This window comes from Caballeronia pedi, from assembly GCF_001544915.2.
In the GTDB taxonomy this organism is placed as follows: Bacteria; Pseudomonadota; Gammaproteobacteria; order Burkholderiales; family Burkholderiaceae; genus Caballeronia; species Caballeronia pedi.
In genome coordinates, this window is sequence record NZ_FCOE02000007.1 from 227,632 (window position 1) to 244,974 (window position 17,343).

At 64.2% G+C, this 17,343-nt stretch carries 18 protein-coding genes; 13 read left to right on the plus strand and 5 right to left on the minus strand.

Annotation, left to right across the window (positions count from 1 at the left end; translation table 11 throughout):
- Window positions 1-77: 77 nt before the first annotated feature.
- Complete coding sequence (locus tag AWB80_RS13530; RefSeq protein ID WP_061175172.1) at window positions 78-515, plus strand: DUF29 domain-containing protein; 438 nt, start codon at window positions 78-80, stop codon at window positions 513-515.
- A 34-nt stretch (window positions 516-549) separates the two neighbouring features.
- On the opposite strand, the gene AWB80_RS13535 is transcribed toward AWB80_RS13530, so the two are convergent.
- The gene (locus AWB80_RS13535) at window positions 550-2,118 is read right to left on the minus strand and encodes a DHA2 family efflux MFS transporter permease subunit (protein ID WP_087131246.1); all 1,569 of its coding nucleotides are present in this window, start codon (window positions 2,116-2,118) and stop codon (window positions 550-552) included.
- Between the two features lie 180 nt (window positions 2,119-2,298).
- Between AWB80_RS13535 and AWB80_RS13540 the strand changes: the two genes are divergently transcribed.
- Together AWB80_RS13540 and AWB80_RS13545 are read left to right on the plus strand one after the other, a co-directional pair.
- A complete protein-coding gene (locus AWB80_RS13540) occupies window positions 2,299-2,586 on the plus strand; it encodes an AbrB/MazE/SpoVT family DNA-binding domain-containing protein (RefSeq protein WP_061175174.1) in 288 nt (95 codons plus the stop codon).
- Window positions 2,583-2,921, plus strand: a complete 339-nt coding sequence (locus AWB80_RS13545; protein WP_061175175.1) for a type II toxin-antitoxin system PemK/MazF family toxin — start codon at window positions 2,583-2,585, stop codon at window positions 2,919-2,921. Before AWB80_RS13540 ends, AWB80_RS13545 begins: the two co-directional genes overlap by 4 nt.
- A 43-nt stretch (window positions 2,922-2,964) precedes the next feature.
- On the opposite strand, the gene AWB80_RS13550 is transcribed toward AWB80_RS13545, so the two are convergent.
- Together AWB80_RS13550 and AWB80_RS13555 are read right to left on the minus strand one after the other, a co-directional pair.
- Window positions 2,965-3,747 carry an ABC transporter substrate-binding protein gene (locus AWB80_RS13550; protein WP_061175255.1) on the minus strand — a complete coding sequence of 261 codons (783 nt, stop codon included), beginning with the start codon at window positions 3,745-3,747 and terminating at the stop codon, window positions 2,965-2,967.
- A gap of 23 nt (window positions 3,748-3,770) precedes the next feature.
- Window positions 3,771-4,925 carry a methionine aminotransferase gene (locus AWB80_RS13555; protein ID WP_061175256.1) on the minus strand — a complete coding sequence of 385 codons (1,155 nt, stop codon included), beginning with the start codon at window positions 4,923-4,925 and terminating at the stop codon, window positions 3,771-3,773.
- Window positions 4,926-5,053: 128 nt separating this feature from the next.
- Here AWB80_RS13555 and AWB80_RS13560 point away from each other — a divergent pair, with 128 nt between their 5' ends.
- Window positions 5,054-5,980, plus strand: a complete 927-nt coding sequence (locus tag AWB80_RS13560) for a LysR substrate-binding domain-containing protein (RefSeq protein ID WP_061175176.1) — start codon at window positions 5,054-5,056, stop codon at window positions 5,978-5,980.
- A 7-nt stretch (window positions 5,981-5,987) separates the two neighbouring features.
- Here the strand turns inward: AWB80_RS13560 and AWB80_RS13565 are convergent, their stop codons facing one another.
- Window positions 5,988-7,142, minus strand: a complete 1,155-nt coding sequence (locus AWB80_RS13565; protein WP_061175177.1) for a branched-chain amino acid ABC transporter substrate-binding protein — start codon at window positions 7,140-7,142, stop codon at window positions 5,988-5,990.
- 368 nt (window positions 7,143-7,510) lie between these two features.
- On the opposite strand from AWB80_RS13565, the gene AWB80_RS13570 reads away from it, so the two are divergent.
- The 3 genes from AWB80_RS13570 to AWB80_RS13580 all read left to right on the plus strand — a co-directional run bounded on the left by AWB80_RS13570 (window position 7,511) and on the right by AWB80_RS13580 (window position 9,933).
- On the plus strand, window positions 7,511-7,939 hold the full coding sequence (locus AWB80_RS13570; RefSeq protein WP_061175257.1) for a MarR family winged helix-turn-helix transcriptional regulator: 429 nt from the start codon (window positions 7,511-7,513) through the stop codon (window positions 7,937-7,939).
- Window positions 7,940-8,016: 77 nt separating this feature from the next.
- Window positions 8,017-8,724: an SDR family oxidoreductase gene (locus AWB80_RS13575; RefSeq protein WP_061175178.1), complete on the plus strand. Its 708-nt coding sequence runs from the start codon at window positions 8,017-8,019 to the stop codon at window positions 8,722-8,724.
- 15 nt (window positions 8,725-8,739) lie between these two features.
- Window positions 8,740-9,933, plus strand: coding sequence for a thiolase family protein (locus AWB80_RS13580; RefSeq protein ID WP_061175179.1), 1,194 nt, complete (start codon window positions 8,740-8,742; stop codon window positions 9,931-9,933).
- A 9-nt stretch (window positions 9,934-9,942) separates the two neighbouring features.
- On the opposite strand, the gene AWB80_RS13585 is transcribed toward AWB80_RS13580, so the two are convergent.
- The gene (locus AWB80_RS13585) at window positions 9,943-10,359 is read right to left on the minus strand and encodes a YciI family protein (RefSeq protein ID WP_061175180.1); all 417 of its coding nucleotides are present in this window, start codon (window positions 10,357-10,359) and stop codon (window positions 9,943-9,945) included.
- Window positions 10,360-10,554: 195 nt separating this feature from the next.
- Between AWB80_RS13585 and AWB80_RS13590 the strand changes: the two genes are divergently transcribed.
- From AWB80_RS13590 to AWB80_RS13615, 6 genes are read left to right on the plus strand one after another with little or no spacing between them, the layout of a single operon-like run.
- Window positions 10,555-11,574, plus strand: a complete 1,020-nt coding sequence (locus AWB80_RS13590) for a LacI family DNA-binding transcriptional regulator (RefSeq protein WP_061175181.1) — start codon at window positions 10,555-10,557, stop codon at window positions 11,572-11,574.
- Window positions 11,575-11,576: 2 nt separating this feature from the next.
- The gene (locus AWB80_RS13595) at window positions 11,577-13,064 is read left to right on the plus strand and encodes a sugar ABC transporter ATP-binding protein (protein WP_061175182.1); all 1,488 of its coding nucleotides are present in this window, start codon (window positions 11,577-11,579) and stop codon (window positions 13,062-13,064) included.
- The gene (locus AWB80_RS13600; protein WP_061175183.1) at window positions 13,045-14,061 is read left to right on the plus strand and encodes an ABC transporter permease; all 1,017 of its coding nucleotides are present in this window, start codon (window positions 13,045-13,047) and stop codon (window positions 14,059-14,061) included. The genes AWB80_RS13595 and AWB80_RS13600 overlap by 20 nt, the downstream gene beginning before the upstream one ends.
- A gap of 25 nt (window positions 14,062-14,086) precedes the next feature.
- On the plus strand, window positions 14,087-15,052 hold the full coding sequence (locus AWB80_RS13605; RefSeq protein WP_061175184.1) for a substrate-binding domain-containing protein: 966 nt from the start codon (window positions 14,087-14,089) through the stop codon (window positions 15,050-15,052).
- Window positions 15,053-15,098: 46 nt separating this feature from the next.
- The gene (locus tag AWB80_RS13610) at window positions 15,099-16,172 is read left to right on the plus strand and encodes a sugar phosphate isomerase/epimerase family protein (RefSeq protein WP_061175185.1); all 1,074 of its coding nucleotides are present in this window, start codon (window positions 15,099-15,101) and stop codon (window positions 16,170-16,172) included.
- Window positions 16,169-17,290 carry a Gfo/Idh/MocA family protein gene (locus AWB80_RS13615; protein WP_061175186.1) on the plus strand — a complete coding sequence of 374 codons (1,122 nt, stop codon included), beginning with the start codon at window positions 16,169-16,171 and terminating at the stop codon, window positions 17,288-17,290. Before AWB80_RS13610 ends, AWB80_RS13615 begins: the two co-directional genes overlap by 4 nt.
- Window positions 17,291-17,343 lie beyond the last annotated feature (53 nt).

Genomic DNA, 17,343 nt, shown 5'->3' on the forward strand with positions numbered 1-17,343 from the left:
GGACGATCTGGATGAACAAGGAATCGAAAATTAATATCGGCGATACCGGAAATCAACACGAAGACGGGAATCAGCCGATGGGAACACCTTATGAGAAGGACGTGGTGGCGTGGGCCGAAGAACAGGCCGCGCTGCTGCGTGCAGGGAAGCTTGCGTCCATCGATATCGAGCATATCGCAGAGGAAATCGAGGACGTGGGCAAGAGTGAACAAAGGGAATTTGCGAGCAGGATGGCGGTGTTGCTGGCGCATTTGCTGAAGTGGCAGTTGCAGCCGGAGCGGCGAACCAATAGCTGGACGAACACCGTCCTGACTCAGCGCGCCGCAATCGAGCGACGGCTCAGGAAAACACCGAGTCTGAAGCCTATGCTCAGCGATGAGGACTGGATCGCCGATATGTGGGGCGATGCGCGCGAACTGGCGGCGAATGAAACGCGTATTGGTTTCGCAGATTTCCCGGAAAGCTGTCCCTGGCCGATGTCCTCGGTGCTTGAGGAAGGGTTTTTGCCTGAATAGCAGTCAACGCGCGAGCATCGCAGCTCGCGCATCCTCAATGCGCCCCCGAAGCCGCCCCGCCACCGCCTCCCTTCGCCACCTTCGTCACCCAGATCAGCGGAATGATCAGAATGAAGATCACCGCCGAGATCAGAAAGATATCGTTGAGCCCCATCATCGCGGCTTGCGAGTTGACGGTGAAGTTGAACATGCCGCGCGCCTGCGCCTCGCTCACATCGAGCGTCGATCGCGACAGCCCGAGCGACTGTAAAAACGCCGGATTATAGATATTCGCCTGCTCGGTGAGCCGCTCGTGATGCAGCGCGATGCGGTTGTCCCACGCGTTGCCCGCGAGCGACGTGCCCACCGCGCCGCAAAACACCCGCGCGAAATTCGACAACCCCGCCGCCGCCGGAATCTTCGACGGCGGCAGGCCCGACAGCACGATCGCCGTGAGCGGCACGAAGAACATCGCCATCGGGATGCCTTGCAGGAGCGTTGGCAGCACCAGATGCCACGTGTCGATCTCGATCACGTATTTCGAGCGCAGCCAGAACACGAACGCGAAGCCGATGAACGCCATCGTCGCGATGATGCGCGCGTCGCTGCGCGGCAGCACCTTGCCCATCACCGGCGCGAGGATCACGGCGAAGATGCCGAGCGGCGCCGTGACGAGGCCCGCATCGACGGACCGATAGTTCAGGTACTGCTGCATCCATTGCGGCAGCAGCACGAGATTGCCGAAGAACACGCCGTACGCGACGGAAATTGCCACCGTCCCGCCAAAGAAATTGCGCCCGGCGAACAGCCGCAGATCGACGACGGGATTCGGGTCCGTCAACTCCCAGACGACGAAGAACGCAAACGCGATGACCGCGACGATCGCCAGCACGACGATCAGGGGCGACGAGAACCAGTCGAGGTCGCGCCCCTTGTCGAGCATGATCTGCAGCGACGCGACCCACGAGACGAGCAGCAGCAGGCCGATCACGTCGATGGGCGCCTTGCGCGTCGGCGATTCGCGGTTGCGGTAGATGATCCACGTCACGCCGGCCGCGAAGATGCCCACCGGGATGTTGATGTAGAAGATCCACGACCACGAATAACTGTCGGTGATCCAGCCGCCGAGCGCGGGACCGGCGATTGGGCCGACGGTCGCGGTCATCGCCCAGAGCGAGAGCGCCATCGACGACTTTTCTTTCGGATACGAGCCGAGCAGGATCGCCTGCGAGAGCGGAATCAGCGGCCCGGCGACCGCGCCCTGCAACACGCGCGCGAACAGCAGCACCGGCAGATTGGGCGCGAGGCCGCACAGCCACGACGACAGCACGAACATCAGGATCGCGCCGACGAACAGATGCACTTGCCCGAGCCGCTGCGTGAGCCAGCCGGTCAGCGGAATGGATACCGCATTCGACGCCGCGAACACGGTGATGACCCACGTGCCCTCGTTGACGGACACGCCGAGATTGCCGGAGATGGTCGGAATCGCGACATTGGCGATCGACGAATCCAGCACGTTCATGAAGGTCGCGAGCGCCACCGCGAAAGTGGCGAGGACGAGCTGGCCGCCCGCGAGCGGCGGGGGCGGGGCGGGCGCGGCGGACTGCGGCGGTGTGCTCATGCGGCTCGTGGTCGGTCGGTTGATCCGCCAGTGTGCCTGCGCTCAAAAAAAGCTGCTTGGCCGAACGGCAGATGCCCTGCCAATCAGCCGCTCCAGAGCGCGTATAGACGCGTTGACACGCTGCGAATCGCAGAGATAACATCGAAGTATCAATGAGTATCAACGCCTTTTGGGGACGTCATGCCGAAGCAGATCCTAAAACGTTGGGGCAATAGCATTGCCGTGCGCATTCCTGCCAATATTGCAAGCGAACTTTCCTTGGAGGAGGGACAGGAAGTGCAGGTCGAAATCGAGGATGGACACGTTACGATGCGGCCGCAGCGGGCGATCCGGCGTTTTTCGCGCGAACGTCTGATTCAGCAATTTCGCGAGGGCAAGCTCGAGCGGCATGAAGAGATCGATTTCGGCGATCCCATTGGCGACGAATGGGGTGGTCCGGACGATCCGACGCGCGAGGGTTTCGAATGAAAGACGGAATTCCTGATGCGGGGGACGTGGTGAGATTGCACGTCGGTCCGTCGAGAGGCAATGAGCAGGACGGATATCGCGCGGTGCTGGTGATCTCCGATATCGTGATGAACGACATTACGGGCCGCTTCACGGGACTTCCGATCACGTCGAAGATTCGCGGCTGGGAAACCGAAGTGCCGATCACGAGCCTCAAGCGTCCCGGCGTCGCGCTCGTGGACCAGCTTCGCAGTTGGAGCCATGTCCACAGAGAGCTCGCGTTCCGTGGCGAAACCGTGACGAAGGAAGAGCTCGACGCAGCGAAATACGCGATTCGCGCCTTCCTGCAACTTTGACTGCGGATGCGCGGCGGGGTCGCCGCCGCGCATCCTGCCTACCTCACTTCGCCGAAATATCGATATTCCCCAGATATTTCTTCGCGTACTTGTCGATGGTCCCGTCTGCCCGGACCTTCTCGATCGCCGCGTTGAGCTTCGTCTTCAGCGCATCGTCGCCCTTGCGCACGCCATAGGCGATGCCGCTGCCGAGAATCTTGTCGTCGCGCACCGGCGCGCCGACGAACGCGTAGCCCTCGCCATCCGGCTTCGACAGGAAACCGCTCTGTCCCGCAGGCGCGAGCACGAGCGTCCCGTCGAGACGCCCGGACTTCAGATCCGCGTACACCTGGTTCTGATCCTGATACGGCACGACCTTCACGCCTTCGTTTTCCCAGTGCGCCTTCGCGAAGGTTTCCTGAATCGAGCCCTGCAGCACGCCCACGCTCTTGCCCTTCAGCGACGCCGAAGTCGGTTCCAGGCCGCTGCCCTTCTTCGCGATGAGCTGGGTCGGCACGCGATACACGACCGTTGTGAAATCGATCGCCTGGCGGCGTTGCTCGGTGGCGTTCATCGCGGAGTTGATCGCGTCGAACTTGCGGCCCTGCAGCGCGGGGATCAGGCCGTCGAACGACGTCTCGACCCACTTGCATTGCATCTTCGCGGCGGCGCACACCGCATTGCCGACATCGATGTCGAGCCCTTGCAGCTCGCCCGTCGACGATTTCGATTCGAACGGCGGATATTGCGCTTCCAGCCCGAAGCGCAGCGTATCGGCGGCAAGCGCCGCACCGCTCGCGAAGGTGCACGCGACAAATAATGCGCTGGCGATGTGGTTCAGTTTCATCGTGTTGGTCTCCAGAAAAATCGTCAGATCGAGCAAAGGCGGCGCGCGCCTTCGATGAGCGTGTCATCGTCCTTCGCGAAGGAAAGACGGATCAGGCGGTTGTCGGTGCCATCGGTGTAGAACGCCGACAGCGGAATCGTCGCGACGCGCGCCTCGCGAATCAGGCGCAGCACGAAATCGCTGTCGCTTTCGTTCGAGATCGCGGCGTAACGCGCCAGCATGAAGAAGCTGCCCGCGCTCGGCAACAGCTCGAAGCGCGAATCCTTCAGCGACTCGGCCAGCAGATCGCGCTTGTGCTGATAGAACGGCCCGAGATTCAGATAGCTCGATTCATCCGCCAGCGCCTCGGCGAACGCCATCTGCATCGGCGTGTCGGCGGAGAAGGTCATGAACTGGTGAACCTTGCGGATCTCCGCCGTCAGCGCTGCGGGCGCGAGGCAGTAGCCGACCCGCCAGCCCGTCACGTGATACGACTTGCCGAACGACGCCACGATCACGCTGCGCTCGGCCAGTTCCGGATAACGCGCCATGCCGTGATGCAGCGCGCCGTCGAACACGACGTGTTCGTAGACTTCATCGGACAACACGATGATCTTCGTGTCGCGCGTCAACGCCGTGAGCCGCTCGATGTCGGCGGCGGTGAACGCGCTGCCGGTCGGATTGTGCGGCGTGTTGACGAGGATCATGCGCGTTCGCGGCGTGATCGCGGCGGCGACTTCGTCCCAGTCGATGCTGAAATCCTCCGACGACAGCTTGATCGCGACGGGCGTCGCGCCCTGAAGCTCTACGATCGGTGCGTAGCTGTCGAACGACGGCTCGAAGTAGATCACTTCGTCGCCGGGATGCACGAGCGCGCTGATCGTCGCGTACAGGCCTTCGCTCGCGCTCGCGACCACGGTGACTTCCGTGCCCGGATCGTAGGTCGCGCCGTACAGCTTGTGCGTCTTGACGGCGATCGCCTCGCGCAGCGCGAGCACGCCGGACATCGGCGAGTACTGGTTATGTCCTGCCCGCATGGCTCGCTCGACGCCTTCGATCAGCTTCGGATCGCACGCGAAGTTCGGCGCGCCTTGCGACAGATTGAGCGCATGGTGCTCGTCGGCGAGCTGGCCGATGACAGTGAAAATGGTCGTGCCGACGTTCGGCAGCTTCGACTCGGGAATGCAGGCGCTTTGCACGGCGGTGTCTCCGGAATTGCGGTTCGACGATTGCAGGCGTCGATTCAACCGCAGCAATAAAGCGCGGACAATCGAAACTTTGTCATACTAGCCATGCTTGCAGATCATGGCTATAGGCCGAAAACCCGATGAAACCGTTGCCCTCCCTCGACGTGCTCAAAACCTTCCTGGTCGTCACCCGGACGCTGAATTTCACGCGCGCGGCCGAGGCGCTGAACGTGACGCAGGGCGCGGTCAGCCGCCAGATCGCGGGGCTGGAGGCGCATCTCGGCTACGCGCTGTTCACGCGGCAGGCGCGCGGGCTCGCGTTGACGCATCACGGCGCACTGCTCGTCGCGCCGTTGCAGCAGGCGTTCGCGCATATCGACGATGCGCTCGCGAAAGGCGGCGCGCAATCGGGCATTCTGCGCGTGAAGAGCCCTACCTGCGCGATGCGCTGGGTGTTGCCGCGCGTCATCCGCCTGCAGAACGAACGGCCGGAGCTGGTGGTGGAGGTGACGGCGTCGGTGTCGCACGGCGTCGAGTTCAGTGCGGAGCAGTTCGATGCGGCGATCGTTTTCACGGGCGCGCCGTCGTTCAAGGGCGCGACCGCGCATCATCTGTTCGATGAAGTCCTGACGCCCGTGTGCGCGCCCGAATTGTGGAAGCCGAAGAAAAACGGCCCGTCGACGCCCGACGATCTCGCCGGCAAGACCTTGCTGCATCCCACCCGCGACCGCCGCGACTGGCTGCTGTGGCTCGGCGCGTACGGCTACGCAGGTCTGCCGTCGACGAAAGCGCAGCACTTCGACACGCTCGATCTGGCGATTTCCTCGGCGATGCAGGGCCTGGGCGTGACGATCGGGGATGTCGCGCTGATCGAGGAAGACCTGCGCGCGAAGCGCGTGATCGCGCCGTTCTCGCTGTGCGTGCCGAGCGGCGCGGCGTATTACCTCGTCTATCCGGAGCGGCCCGCGCCGTCGCCCGCATTGCAGCAGTTCGCGCAATGGCTGGGCGACGAAGCGGCGCGCACGCGCGCGCGGCTTGAGGCCCGCGCGCACGAGGCGCAGGCCTGACGCGTCATCACATGCCGTGCTTGGTGACGACGGATTCCCACTGCCCGTTCTTCACCTGGTACAGCGTCGACGATGCGTTCTTCAGCGCGCCGTTGCTGTCGAACGCGATCGGCCCGGTGATGCCGTCGAACTTGTTCGACTTCAGCACCGGCCGGTACACCTTCGGATCGATGGAACCGGCTTTCTGCATCGCGTTGATGGCGGCCCACGCGGCGTCGTAGCCGAACGGCGCATACGAGAGAATCGCGACGCCGAAACGCTTCTGGAACTTGTCGCTGAACGCCTTGCCATCAGGCAGCTTGTCGAGCGGGCTGCCGTATTCCCACGCCTGCGCGCCCTCGGCGGCATCGCCCGCGAGCTTGAGGAAATCGGCGTCCATCACGCCGCCGCCGCCCACGAACTGCGCGTTCATGCCGAGCTGTTTCATCCGCTTGACCACGGCCGCCGCCTGCCGGTCGAGGCCGCCGAAGAAAATCAGGTCGGCGTTGGTCGCCTTGATGCGCGTGAGCTGCGCGCTGAAGTCGACGGTCTGATTGTCGCTGTACTCGCGCGTGACGATCGTGCCGCCTTTCGCCTTCACCGCTTTTTCGAACTCGTCGGCCTCGCCCTGACCGAAGGCCGTGCGGTCGTCGATGATCGCGATGCGCTTCGCCTTGGTCGTCGTCACCGCGTAGACGCCCGCATTGCCGGCGTTCTGCGCATCGCTCGAAATCACCGTGAAGACGTTTTCGAGACCGCGCGTGGTGATCGTCGGGTTGGTGGCGGCCGGGTCGATCATCGGGATGCCGGCGGTGTTGTAGATCGGCGAGGCGGGCAGCGTCGTGCCCGAGTTGAAGTGCCCGACGACGACCGCCACGTTGTCATCGACGAGCTTTTGCGCCGCCTGCACGCCGATGCGCGGGTCGGCCTGATCGTCTTCCGCGTGGATCTCGAACTTGGCCGTCTTGCCGCCGATCGTGATCTTTTTCGCGTTGGCTTCGTCGAGCGCGAGCTGCACGCCGTTCTGGAGATCCTTTCCGTAGCCTGCGTTCGCGCCGGTCAGCGGCGCGGCGAAACCGACTTTCACCGTGAGATCTTCGGCGGACGCTGAAAATGGTACGGCGCCGAGCGCGGCCGTGGCGCACGCCACCAGCCATGCCAAAGGTTTGGTACGAATGCGCATGCTTTCCTCTCCTTTTTTGATTTGGCCTTCGAATGGAACACGACCCGTTCTGTGTCGGCAAGACGGGCTTGCCCTCAACCGTCCAACCATCCGGCGATGAAGACAGCCGCTTCGCGCGCAGCCCGGCACAGGTGACGGACATGCGCAATGTAGAAAGCCAATTTATACGCGTCTTGGTGTTTAGTCGCGCGTCCGATGCGGATTTCGGCATAGGCCCGATCTGCCGCTATCGCACGCCCGACGCGGCTTTGGGCATTTTGCCGCCCGAGCGCGCGCGACGATTCCCGACCATTCCGGCCGCGCGCCTATCGGGGCGATTGAAATTCTCCGGCTTGACAAAGTGCATATGCACTCATATTCTGCGGGACATGACTTCCAACTCCTCTCCACTCGACTGCAACTGTTTCGCGATCCGTCAGGCCGCGCGTTACGTGTCGCAGCTCTACGAGCGGCATTTGACCGTGGCCGGCATCACGGCGGCGCAGTTCACGATCATCGCGGCGATCGGGCGCAGGCCTGGCGTGCAGATGGCCGAACTCTCCGACGCGATGGTCATGGATCGCACCACGCTCGTGCGCGCGCTCAAGCCCTTGCAACGCGACGGCCTCGTCGAAGCGGCGCAGGAATCGGCCGCTTCGCGCGCGATCGGATTGCGGCTCACGGCGGCGGGCAAGGAAACGCTCGTGAAGGCGTCGGCGCAATGGCGCGCGGCGCAGGCGGAATTCGAAGCGAAGTTCGGCGAGAAACGCGCGAAGGCGTTGCGCCAGTCGCTGTTCGAACTGACGACGATGGAGTGAGTCGAATCAAGCAGGCTCGCCGTGCGCGGGCCTTTTGTATATTTATATCAGTGCATATGCACAGTACGGAGCACAGCATGCAGATCAAAGGAAAAGTGGTACTCGTGACCGGCGCGAATCGCGGCCTCGGCAAGCAATTCGCGAAATCGCTGCTCGAAGCGGGCGCGGCCAAGGTGTACGCCGCCGCGCGCGATCCCAAGAGCGTCGACATTCCCGGCGTCGAAGCGATTCGCCTCGATGTCACGAATGCCGCCGATATCGCCGAAGCCGCCGCGACCTACACCGACGTGCAAGTGATCGTCAACAACGCGGGCGTGACGACGCGCGGCCTGCTGGTCGATCCGGCATCGACGCAAGGCATCCGCGATCTGCTCGAAATCAATACGTTCGGCCCGATCGCGCTGACGCAGGCGTTCGCGCCCGTGCTGAAGAAGAACGGCGGCGGCGCGGTGATCAATGTGCTTTCGGTGCTGAGCTGGGTTTCGTTGCCGGCGGGCGGCGCGTATCACATCTCGAAGGCGGCGGCGTGGGCGGCCACCAATGCGCTGCGCGAGGAACTGCGCGAGCAGGGCACGCTGGTCGTGGCGGCGCATCCCGGTTACATCGATACCGACATGACCGCGCAAGTCACCGCCCCCAAATCGACGCCCGAGCATGTAGTGAACGAAGTGCTCGCTGCCGTGGCAAAGAACCAGGAAGAAGTGCTCGTCGATGACACCGGCCGCGACGTCAAGCGCTCGCTGTCGACCGACACGCCGATCTATCTCACCGGCATTCCGCGTTAAAGCGAGGGCATCGACATGTTTGCGCAAGACATCGTGTTGTGTCATCCGGTGCGTACGGCAATCGGTGCGTTCAACGGTTCGCTGAAGGACACGCCCGCCGTCGATCTCGGCGCGGCGGCCATCGCGGAAACGCTGCGGCGCGCGGGCGGCGCGCTCGATCCGGCGTCGATCGATTCGGTCGTGTTCGGCAACGTGATCCAGGCGGGCAATCGCATGAATCCGGCGCGCCAGGCGTCGGTCGGCGGCGGCGTGCCGGTTTCCGTGCCCGCGCTCGCCGTCAATCGCGTGTGCGGCTCGGGCGCGCAGGCCGTCGCGACGGCCGCGACCGAGATCGCAGCGGGCGTCACGAAGCTCGCCATCGCGGGCGGCATGGAGAACATGGACCGCGCGCCGTATCTGCTCGATGGCGGGCGGCGCGGCTATCGCATGGGCAATGCCCAGATCTACGACAGCATGCTGCGCGACGGCCTCGTCGATGCATTCTCGGGCGAACATTCCGGCTGGCACACGGAAGACCTCGTGACGAAGCTGGACATCACGCGTGAAGCGCAAGACCGCTGGGCCGAGCGTTCGCAGCAGTTGTTCGCGGCCGCGCAGAAGGACGGCGCGTTCGATGCGGAGATCGTCGGCATCGACGTGAAGGCGGGCCGCGAAACCGTCGCGTTCGCGCGCGACGAGCAGCCGCGTCCGGACACGACGCTCGCGACGCTTGCGAAACTGCGCCCGGCGTTTCGTTCCGACGGCACGATCACGGCGGGCAATGCGCCGGGGCTGAACAGCGGCGCATCCGCGATGATCGTGACGAGCCGCGGGGAAGCAGAGGTGCGCGGCATCGAACCGTTCGTGCGGCTCGCGGCGTTCGGCGTGGCGGCGGTCGAGCCGGGCATGTTCGGGCTCGGGCCGGTGCCCGCCGTGCAGCAGGCATTGCAGCGCGCGGGATGGACGCTTGGCGACGTGGAGCGCTTCGAGATCAACGAAGCCTTCGCGGCGGTGCCGATCGCGGTGGCGCGCACGCTCGGCGTGCCGGAAGACATCGTCAACGTGGACGGCGGCGCGATCGCGCACGGGCATCCGATCGGCGCGACCGGCGCGGTACTCACGACGCGTCTCGCCCACGCGATGCGCCGCGACGGCGTGAAGCGCGCGATCGTCACGCTGTGCATCGGCGGCGGGCAGGGGATCGCGCTCGCGCTGGAGGCAATCGCGTAGAGGTCCGCGTCAGCGCTTCGCCGCCTTCTGCATATCGTCGAATCCCGCCGCGGCCTGCTGCACGTCCGGCGGGAAATCGTCCATCTCCATCACCTGCCGCACTTCGATCATCTCCGTGTCCGATCCCGGACAGCGCTTCGCCCATTCGATCGCTTCCTCGCGCGATTTCACCTGCAGCATCCAGTAACCCCCGAGCACTTCCTTGGCCTCGGCGAACGGCCCGTCGGTCACGCGCGGCTTGCCGCCTTCGAACGTGACGCGCGCGCCCATCGACGGCGGATGCAGCCCGTCGAGCGCGAGCAGCACGCCCGCTTTCTGCAATTCCTCGTTGTACTTCATCATCGCGGCGACGGCGTCCGCGCTCGGCATCGTGCCCGGTTGCGCGCTTTCGTAACCGCGCGGAATCATCAGCATCATGAATCGCATGTGGATTGCTCCCTGAAGTTCGTGTATTGATCGAGCGTCGTCGACGCGCTCACAACCTACGACGAGCAACATGACACGAGATCGACATGCCCGCTCTTAAGCGTTTGTCCCTAGTCGATTGCTGTTGCCTTCGCGGCTCGTACGATCAAATAATGTAATCCATTACATCTCGATCGCCGCAAGCGACACTGAGCGATGTCCGATTCGGTTCGTCCGCGTGAGGAAGTATCGATTGCCGACGTCGCCGAGCGCGCGGGCGTGTCGGTCGCCACGGTCTCGCGCGTGCTCAACGGGCACACGAACGTTCGCGAGGCGACGCGCGAAAGAGTTCTCGAAGCGGTCGCGGCGAGCGGCTATCGCATCAATGAACTCGCGCGCAATCTGCGCACGGCCGAAAGCCGCCTGCTCCTCACCATGGTCCCCGACTTCGGCAATCCGTTCTATGCGGCGATCGTGCGCGGCATCGACAGCGTCGCGCGCCAGAACGGCTACTTCATGCTGCTGTGCGATACCGGCGCGGACCCGTTGCGCGAGCGAAGCTATTTCGATCTTTTGCGCGGACGCCGCGCGGACGGCGCGATTTGCCTCGATCCCGCCGCCGTGCAAAAGGCGCTCGCCGAAGAAGCCTCGGCGCTGCCGTGGGTCGCGTGCTGCGAGTTCGATCCGGCGGCGGGCGTGCCGTATGTCGGCATCGACAATCATCTCGCGGCGGGCGATGTCGTGCGTTATCTGACCGCCAAGGGACATCGCCGTATCGCGCTCATCAACTCGGGGCAGGGTTATCTGTACGGACGCCAGCGGCTCGCGGGCTATCGCGATGCGCTGATGGACGCGGGCATCGAGCCGCGCGCGCAATGGCTGATCGAGCTGGACAGTCTCGATTACGACGCGGGCGAACGCGCGGCCGAGCAACTCGCCGCACTCGGCGATGCGCGACCGACCGCCGCCTTCGCCGTCTCCGATACGCTCGCCATCGGCGTGATGAACGGCTTTCGCGGCGCGGGCTTTTCCGTGCCGGACGATGTCGCCGTCGTCGGCTTCGACGATATCGCCGTTGCCGCGCACGTCGATCCGCCGCTCACGACCGTATCGCAGCCGATGCAACTGCTCGGCGAAACCGCCGCCGAACTGCTGCTCAAACGTCTGCGCGATCCGCGCGCGGAAGTGCCGGGCGTGCTGCTGCCGCATCGGCTGATCCAGAGAAGGAGCGCGTGACGATGAGCCTCGCCGTGCGTTTCGAAGGCATCGAAAAACAGTTCGGACCAGTGCGCGTGCTGCACGGCGTCAGCTTCGATCTCGCGCCGGGTCGCATCTACGGATTGCTCGGCGAGAACGGCGCGGGCAAGTCGACCTTGATGAAGATTCTCGCGGGCTACGAGCGCGCGAACGCTGGCGAACTTTATGTCGATGAACGCGCGCGCAGCTTCACGAACTCACGCGACGCCGAGCGCGCGGGCATCGTGCTGATTCACCAGGAATTGAATCTCGCGGATCATCTGAGCATCACGCAGAACATGTTCCTCGGGCACGAACTGAAGAAAGGCTACTTTCTCGACGAACCCGCGATGCGCGAAGCCGCGCGTGCGCGCCTGACCGAAGTCGGCCTGCACAAGAATCCGGATACGAAGGTGCGCGACCTGATCGTCGCGGAGAAGCAACTGGTCGAGATCGCGAAGGCGATGTTGCGCGATGCGCGCCTGCTCATCATGGACGAGCCGACCGCGACGCTCACGCCCTCCGAGACGCAGCGTCTGTTCGGCCTGATGGCGCGCCTGAAGGATGCGGGCACGACCATCGTCTATATCTCGCACAAGCTCGACGAAGTGGAGCGCGTGACCGACGACGTGATCGTGATGCGCGACGGCCGCTTCGTCGAACGCGCGCCGACCAGTACGCTCACGCGCCGGCAGATGGCCAATCTGATGGTCGGCCGCGAAGTCTCCGACATGTTTCCGGACAAGCCGGCATTGCGCGCCGATGCGCCGGTCGCGTTCGCGGTCGAAGGCGCATCGGTGCCCGGCTGGGCGAACGGCATCGGCTTTGCGGTGCGCGAAGGCGAAGTGTTCGGCTTCGCGGGACTTGTCGGCGCCGGTCGCACGGAGTTGTTCGAGGCGCTCGTCGGCTTGCGCACGCTCGCCGCGGGGCGCATCGTCATCAACGGCGAAACCGTCCGGCTGAAGAATCCGCGCGATGCGATGAAGCACGGCCTCACGTATCTCAGCGAGGATCGCAAGGGACGCGGCCTGCATGTGGACATGGCGCTGAAAGACAACCTGACGATGATGACGCTGGAGCGTTACGCGCATCCGTTCATCGATATGCACGCCGAACGGGACGCTTTGAACAAAGCGGTGAAGGACTTCGGCATCCGCACGGGAAACCCGTCGATTCGCGCGCGCATGCTATCGGGCGGCAATCAGCAGAAGCTCGCGCTCGCGAAGTTCCTGAATCCCGACCCGCGCGTGATCGTGCTCGACGAACCCACGCGCGGCGTCGACGTCGGCGCGAAACGCGACATCTATTTTCTGATTCATCGCCTCGCCGCCGAGGGCCGCGCGGTGATCGTGATTTCATCCGAACTGATCGAGCTGATCGGCTTGTGTCATCGCGTCGCGGTGATGCGCGCGGGCGAACTCGTCGCGACGCTCGGCATGGATCTTTTGACCGAAGAGAGGTTGATCGCGCATGCGACCGGCACACACTGAAGACATCGAAAGCGAGAGCCGCCTCTCCACTGTCGCGCGCTTTCTGTTCGGCGTCGGGCCGCTGATCGGGCTGGTCGCGCTGTGCATCGGCGGCACGCTGCTCAACCGCGATTTCGCCACCCTCGACAACGCGATGAACGTGCTCACGCGCACGTCGTTCATCGGCATCATCGCAGTGGGGATGACCTTCGTGATCATCTCGGGCGGCATCGACCTGTCGGTCGGCTCGATGGCCGCGCTGATCGCGGGCAGCATGATCTACATGATGAACGCGCTCATGCAGGGCTTTCATGGGCACGCGGTGCCGCCGCTCCTGATCATCGCGCTGGGCGTCGTGCTCGCGCTCGGGCTCGGCGCGCTGTTCGGCTTCGCGCATGGCGTGCTGGTGACGAAAGGGCGCATTGAGCCGTTCATCGTCACGCTCGGTACGCTCGGCATGTTTCGCGCGCTGCTCACGTGGCTCGCGGATGGCGGCGCGCTCACGCTCGACAACTCGCTCGTCGATCTGTACGGGCCGGTCTATTACGCGAGTCTCTTCGGCGTGCCGGTGCCGATCTGGATCTTCCTGATCGTCGCGGCGGGCGGCGCGCTCGTGCTCAATCGCACGGTGTACGGACGCCACGTGCAGGCGATCGGATCGAGCGAGCAGGTCGCGCGCTATGCGGCGATTCGCGTGGATCGCGTGAAGATCGTCACGTACATGCTGCTCGGGCTGTGCGTGGCCGTCGCGACGATTCTGTATGTGCCGCGTCTGGGCTCGGCCACGCCGACCACCGGCCTTTTATGGGAACTGGAGGCGATCGCGTCCGTCGTGGTGGGCGGCACCGCGCTCAAGGGCGGCGAAGGACGCGTGATCGGCACGGTCATCGGCGCGATTCTGCTTTCGGTCATCAACAACATCCTGAACCTGACGAGCATCATCAGCGTGTATCTGAACGCGGCGGTGCAGGGCGCCGTGATCATCCTCGTAGCGTTTTTGCAGCGTGGTCGTCGTTAAAGCTCATAAATCCGGAGACATCGTCATGAAGAAAATGCTTCGCGCGCTCGGCGCGCTCACGTTCGCGGCGAGCGCGTTCGCCGCTGCTTCGTCGTCCGCGTTCGCCGACGAAAAAGTCGTGCTCGGCGTCGCCATTCCGACCGCGGATCACGGCTTCACGGGCGGCATCGTGTGGTGGGCCAACGAGGCGAAAAAGGAGCTGGAGAAGGCGCATCCGGATCTCAAGGTGATCGTGAAGACGGCGGCCACCGCGCCCGAACAGGCGAACCAGTTGCAGGATCTCGTGACCGTCAACAAGATCAATGCGCTCGTGATCTTCCCGCAGGAATCGGCGTCGCTCACGCAGCCGGTCGCGCAGGTGAAGAAGAAGGGCGTGTATGTGACGGTGGTCGATCGCGGTCTCACCGACACCAGCGCACAGGACGCCTACGTCGCCGGCGACAACACCGCGTTCGGCAAGGTGCCCGCCGAATATCTGGCGAAGGCGCTCGATGGCAAAGGCGATGTCGTCGCGCTGCGCGGCATTCCGACGACGCTCGACAACGAACGCTGGAACGCGTTCGAAGGCGTGATGAAGCAGTATCCCGGCATCAAGATTCTCGATGCGAAATACGCCAACTGGAATCGCGACGACGCCTTCAAGGTCATGCAGGATTACCTCACGCGCTTCAAGCACATCGACGCCGTGTGGGCCGCCGACGACGACATGATGGTCGGCGTGCTGAAGGCGATCGATCAGGCCAAGCGCACCGACGTGAAGATCGTGTTCGGCGGCGCGGGCTCGAAGGAAGCGGTGAAGCGCATCATGGACGGCGACAAGCGCGTGCCCGCCGATGTCTCGTATTCGCCGAAGTTCATCTACGACGCGATCAAGCTGACAGCCGAAGCGCGTCTGAAGGGTGACAAGCTGCCGCCGACAACGATCATCCCGTCGGTGCTCATCACGAAGGACAACGCCAAGCAGTTCTATTTCCCGAACTCGCCGTTCTGATGTGCGAAGGCCGTTCACGCGGCCTTCTTTCTCCTAGAGGCGCAAGATGAAAACCATCAAAGGCCCGGCGATATTTCTCGCGCAGTTCATGGGCGATCAGCCGCCGTTCGATACGTTGGAGAACCTGGCATCGTGGGCGGCTTCGCTCGGTTATGAAGGCATCCAGGTTCCCGCCGATCCGCGTCTGATCGATCTGGAGAAGGCCGCATCGAGCGATGCCTATTGCGACGACATCCGCCGCATCGTCGACGATGCCGGCGTCTCGATCACCGAGTTGTCGACGCATCTGCAAGGTCAGTTGATCGCCGTGCATCCCGCTTACGACACCTTGTTCGATGGCTTCGCCGCACCGCACGTGCGCGGCGATCCGGCAGCGCGCACGCAATGGGCGATATCGCAGTTGAAGCTCGCGGCGGCCGCGTCTAAGCGTCTGGGCTTAAGCGCGCACGTGACGTTTTCGGGTGCGCTCGCGTGGCCGTATGTGTATCCGTGGCCGCAGCGTCCGGCGGGTCTCGTCGAAGCTGCGTTCGATGAACTCGCCACACGCTGGCGTCCGATTCTCGACGAGTTCGATCGCGCGGGCGTCGACGTGTGTTACGAGCTGCATCCCGGCGAGGATCTGCACGATGGCGTCACGTTCGAGCGTTTTCTCGCGGCGGTGGACGATCATCCGCGCGCGAACATCCTGTTCGATCCGAGTCACTTCGTGTTGCAGCAGCTCGATTACCTCGCGTTCATCGATATCTATCACGCGCGCATCAAGGCGTTTCATGTGAAGGACGCGGAGTTTCGGCCGAACGGCAGACAGGGCGTGTATGGCGGCTATTCCGGCTGGGCCGATCGCGCGGGACGTTTTCGTTCTCTGGGCGATGGTCAGATCGACTTCAAGGCGATCTTCTCGAAGATGGCGCAATACGACTTTCCCGGCTGGGCCGTGCTCGAATGGGAATGCGCGTTGAAGCATCCCGAGGACGGCGCGCGCGAGGGCGCGGTGTTCATCCGGGATCACATCATCCGCGTGGCCGAGCGCGCGTTCGACGACTTCGCCGGCAGCGGCGCGAGCCGCGAGCAGATGCGCGGCGTGCTCGGTATCGGAGACAACGCGGGAGAGCAGCGATGAATCGCGTCCGACTGGGGATGGTCGGCGGCGGCGATGGCGCGTTCATCGGCGCGGTGCATCGGATCGCGGCGCGGCTCGATGATCGTTACGAGCTGGTCGCGGGCGCGTTGTCGTCGGATGCGCGGCGGGCGGCGTCGAGCGCGGCGGCGATCGGTCTGGCGCGCAGCTACGACGATTATCGCGAGATGGCGCGCACCGAAGCGGGGCGCTCGGACGGCATCGAGGCGGTAGCCATCGTCACGCCGAATCATCTGCACGCACCGATCGCCACCGCTTTCCTCGAAGCGGGCATCCACGTGATCTGCGACAAGCCGCTCGCCGTTTCGCTCGATGAAGGCGAGGCGCTCGCGAAGCTCGCGCGCGAGAAGGATCGCGTGTTCGCGGTGACTTATACCTATACGGGTTATCCGCTCGTGCGTCACGCGCGCGGGATGGTGCGGCGCGGCTTGCTCGGCGACATTCGCGTCGTGCAGGTCGAGTATGCGCAGGACTGGCTGTCGTTGCCGGTCGAGACGCAATCGAATCGACAGGCCCTGTGGCGCACCGATCCCGCGTTGGCAGGACCGGCGGGCTGTCTCGGCGATATCGGCACGCATGCGTATCAGCTCGCGGAGTACGTGACGGGGATGCGGCCGATGGAGTTATCGGCGGATGTGACGACGTTCGTGCCGAACCGGCGCGTGGACGATCACGTTCAGGCGATGTTCCGTTATGCGGGCGGCGCGCGCGGGATGCTGTGGGCGAGCCAGGTCGCGGCAGGCGAGGAGAATGCGCTGCGCTTGCGCGTGTATGGCACGAAGGCGGGCATCGCGTTCGATCAGCAGAAGCCGGATGAGTTGTGGTTCACGCCGATCGGGGGTGCGTCGGAGCGTCTGACGCGCGGGCGCGTGCAGAGCCCGGAGGCGCTGCACGCGACGCGCGTGCCGGCTGGACATCCGGAAGGGTATCTGGAGGCGTTTGCGCAGGTCTATACGGATGCGGCGGCGTGCATCGCGAGCGGGACGACGCAGGGGGATGACTGGCTGACGACCGTCGAGGATGGGGTCGCGGGGTTGAGGTTCGTGGATGCGGTGTTGCGGAGCAGCAGCGCGGACGGGAAGTGGATCGCCGTCGGATGACGCCGCACCGGTTGCCAGGCAGGTGCGGCGGGTTGGCTGCTATGCGCGCGTTA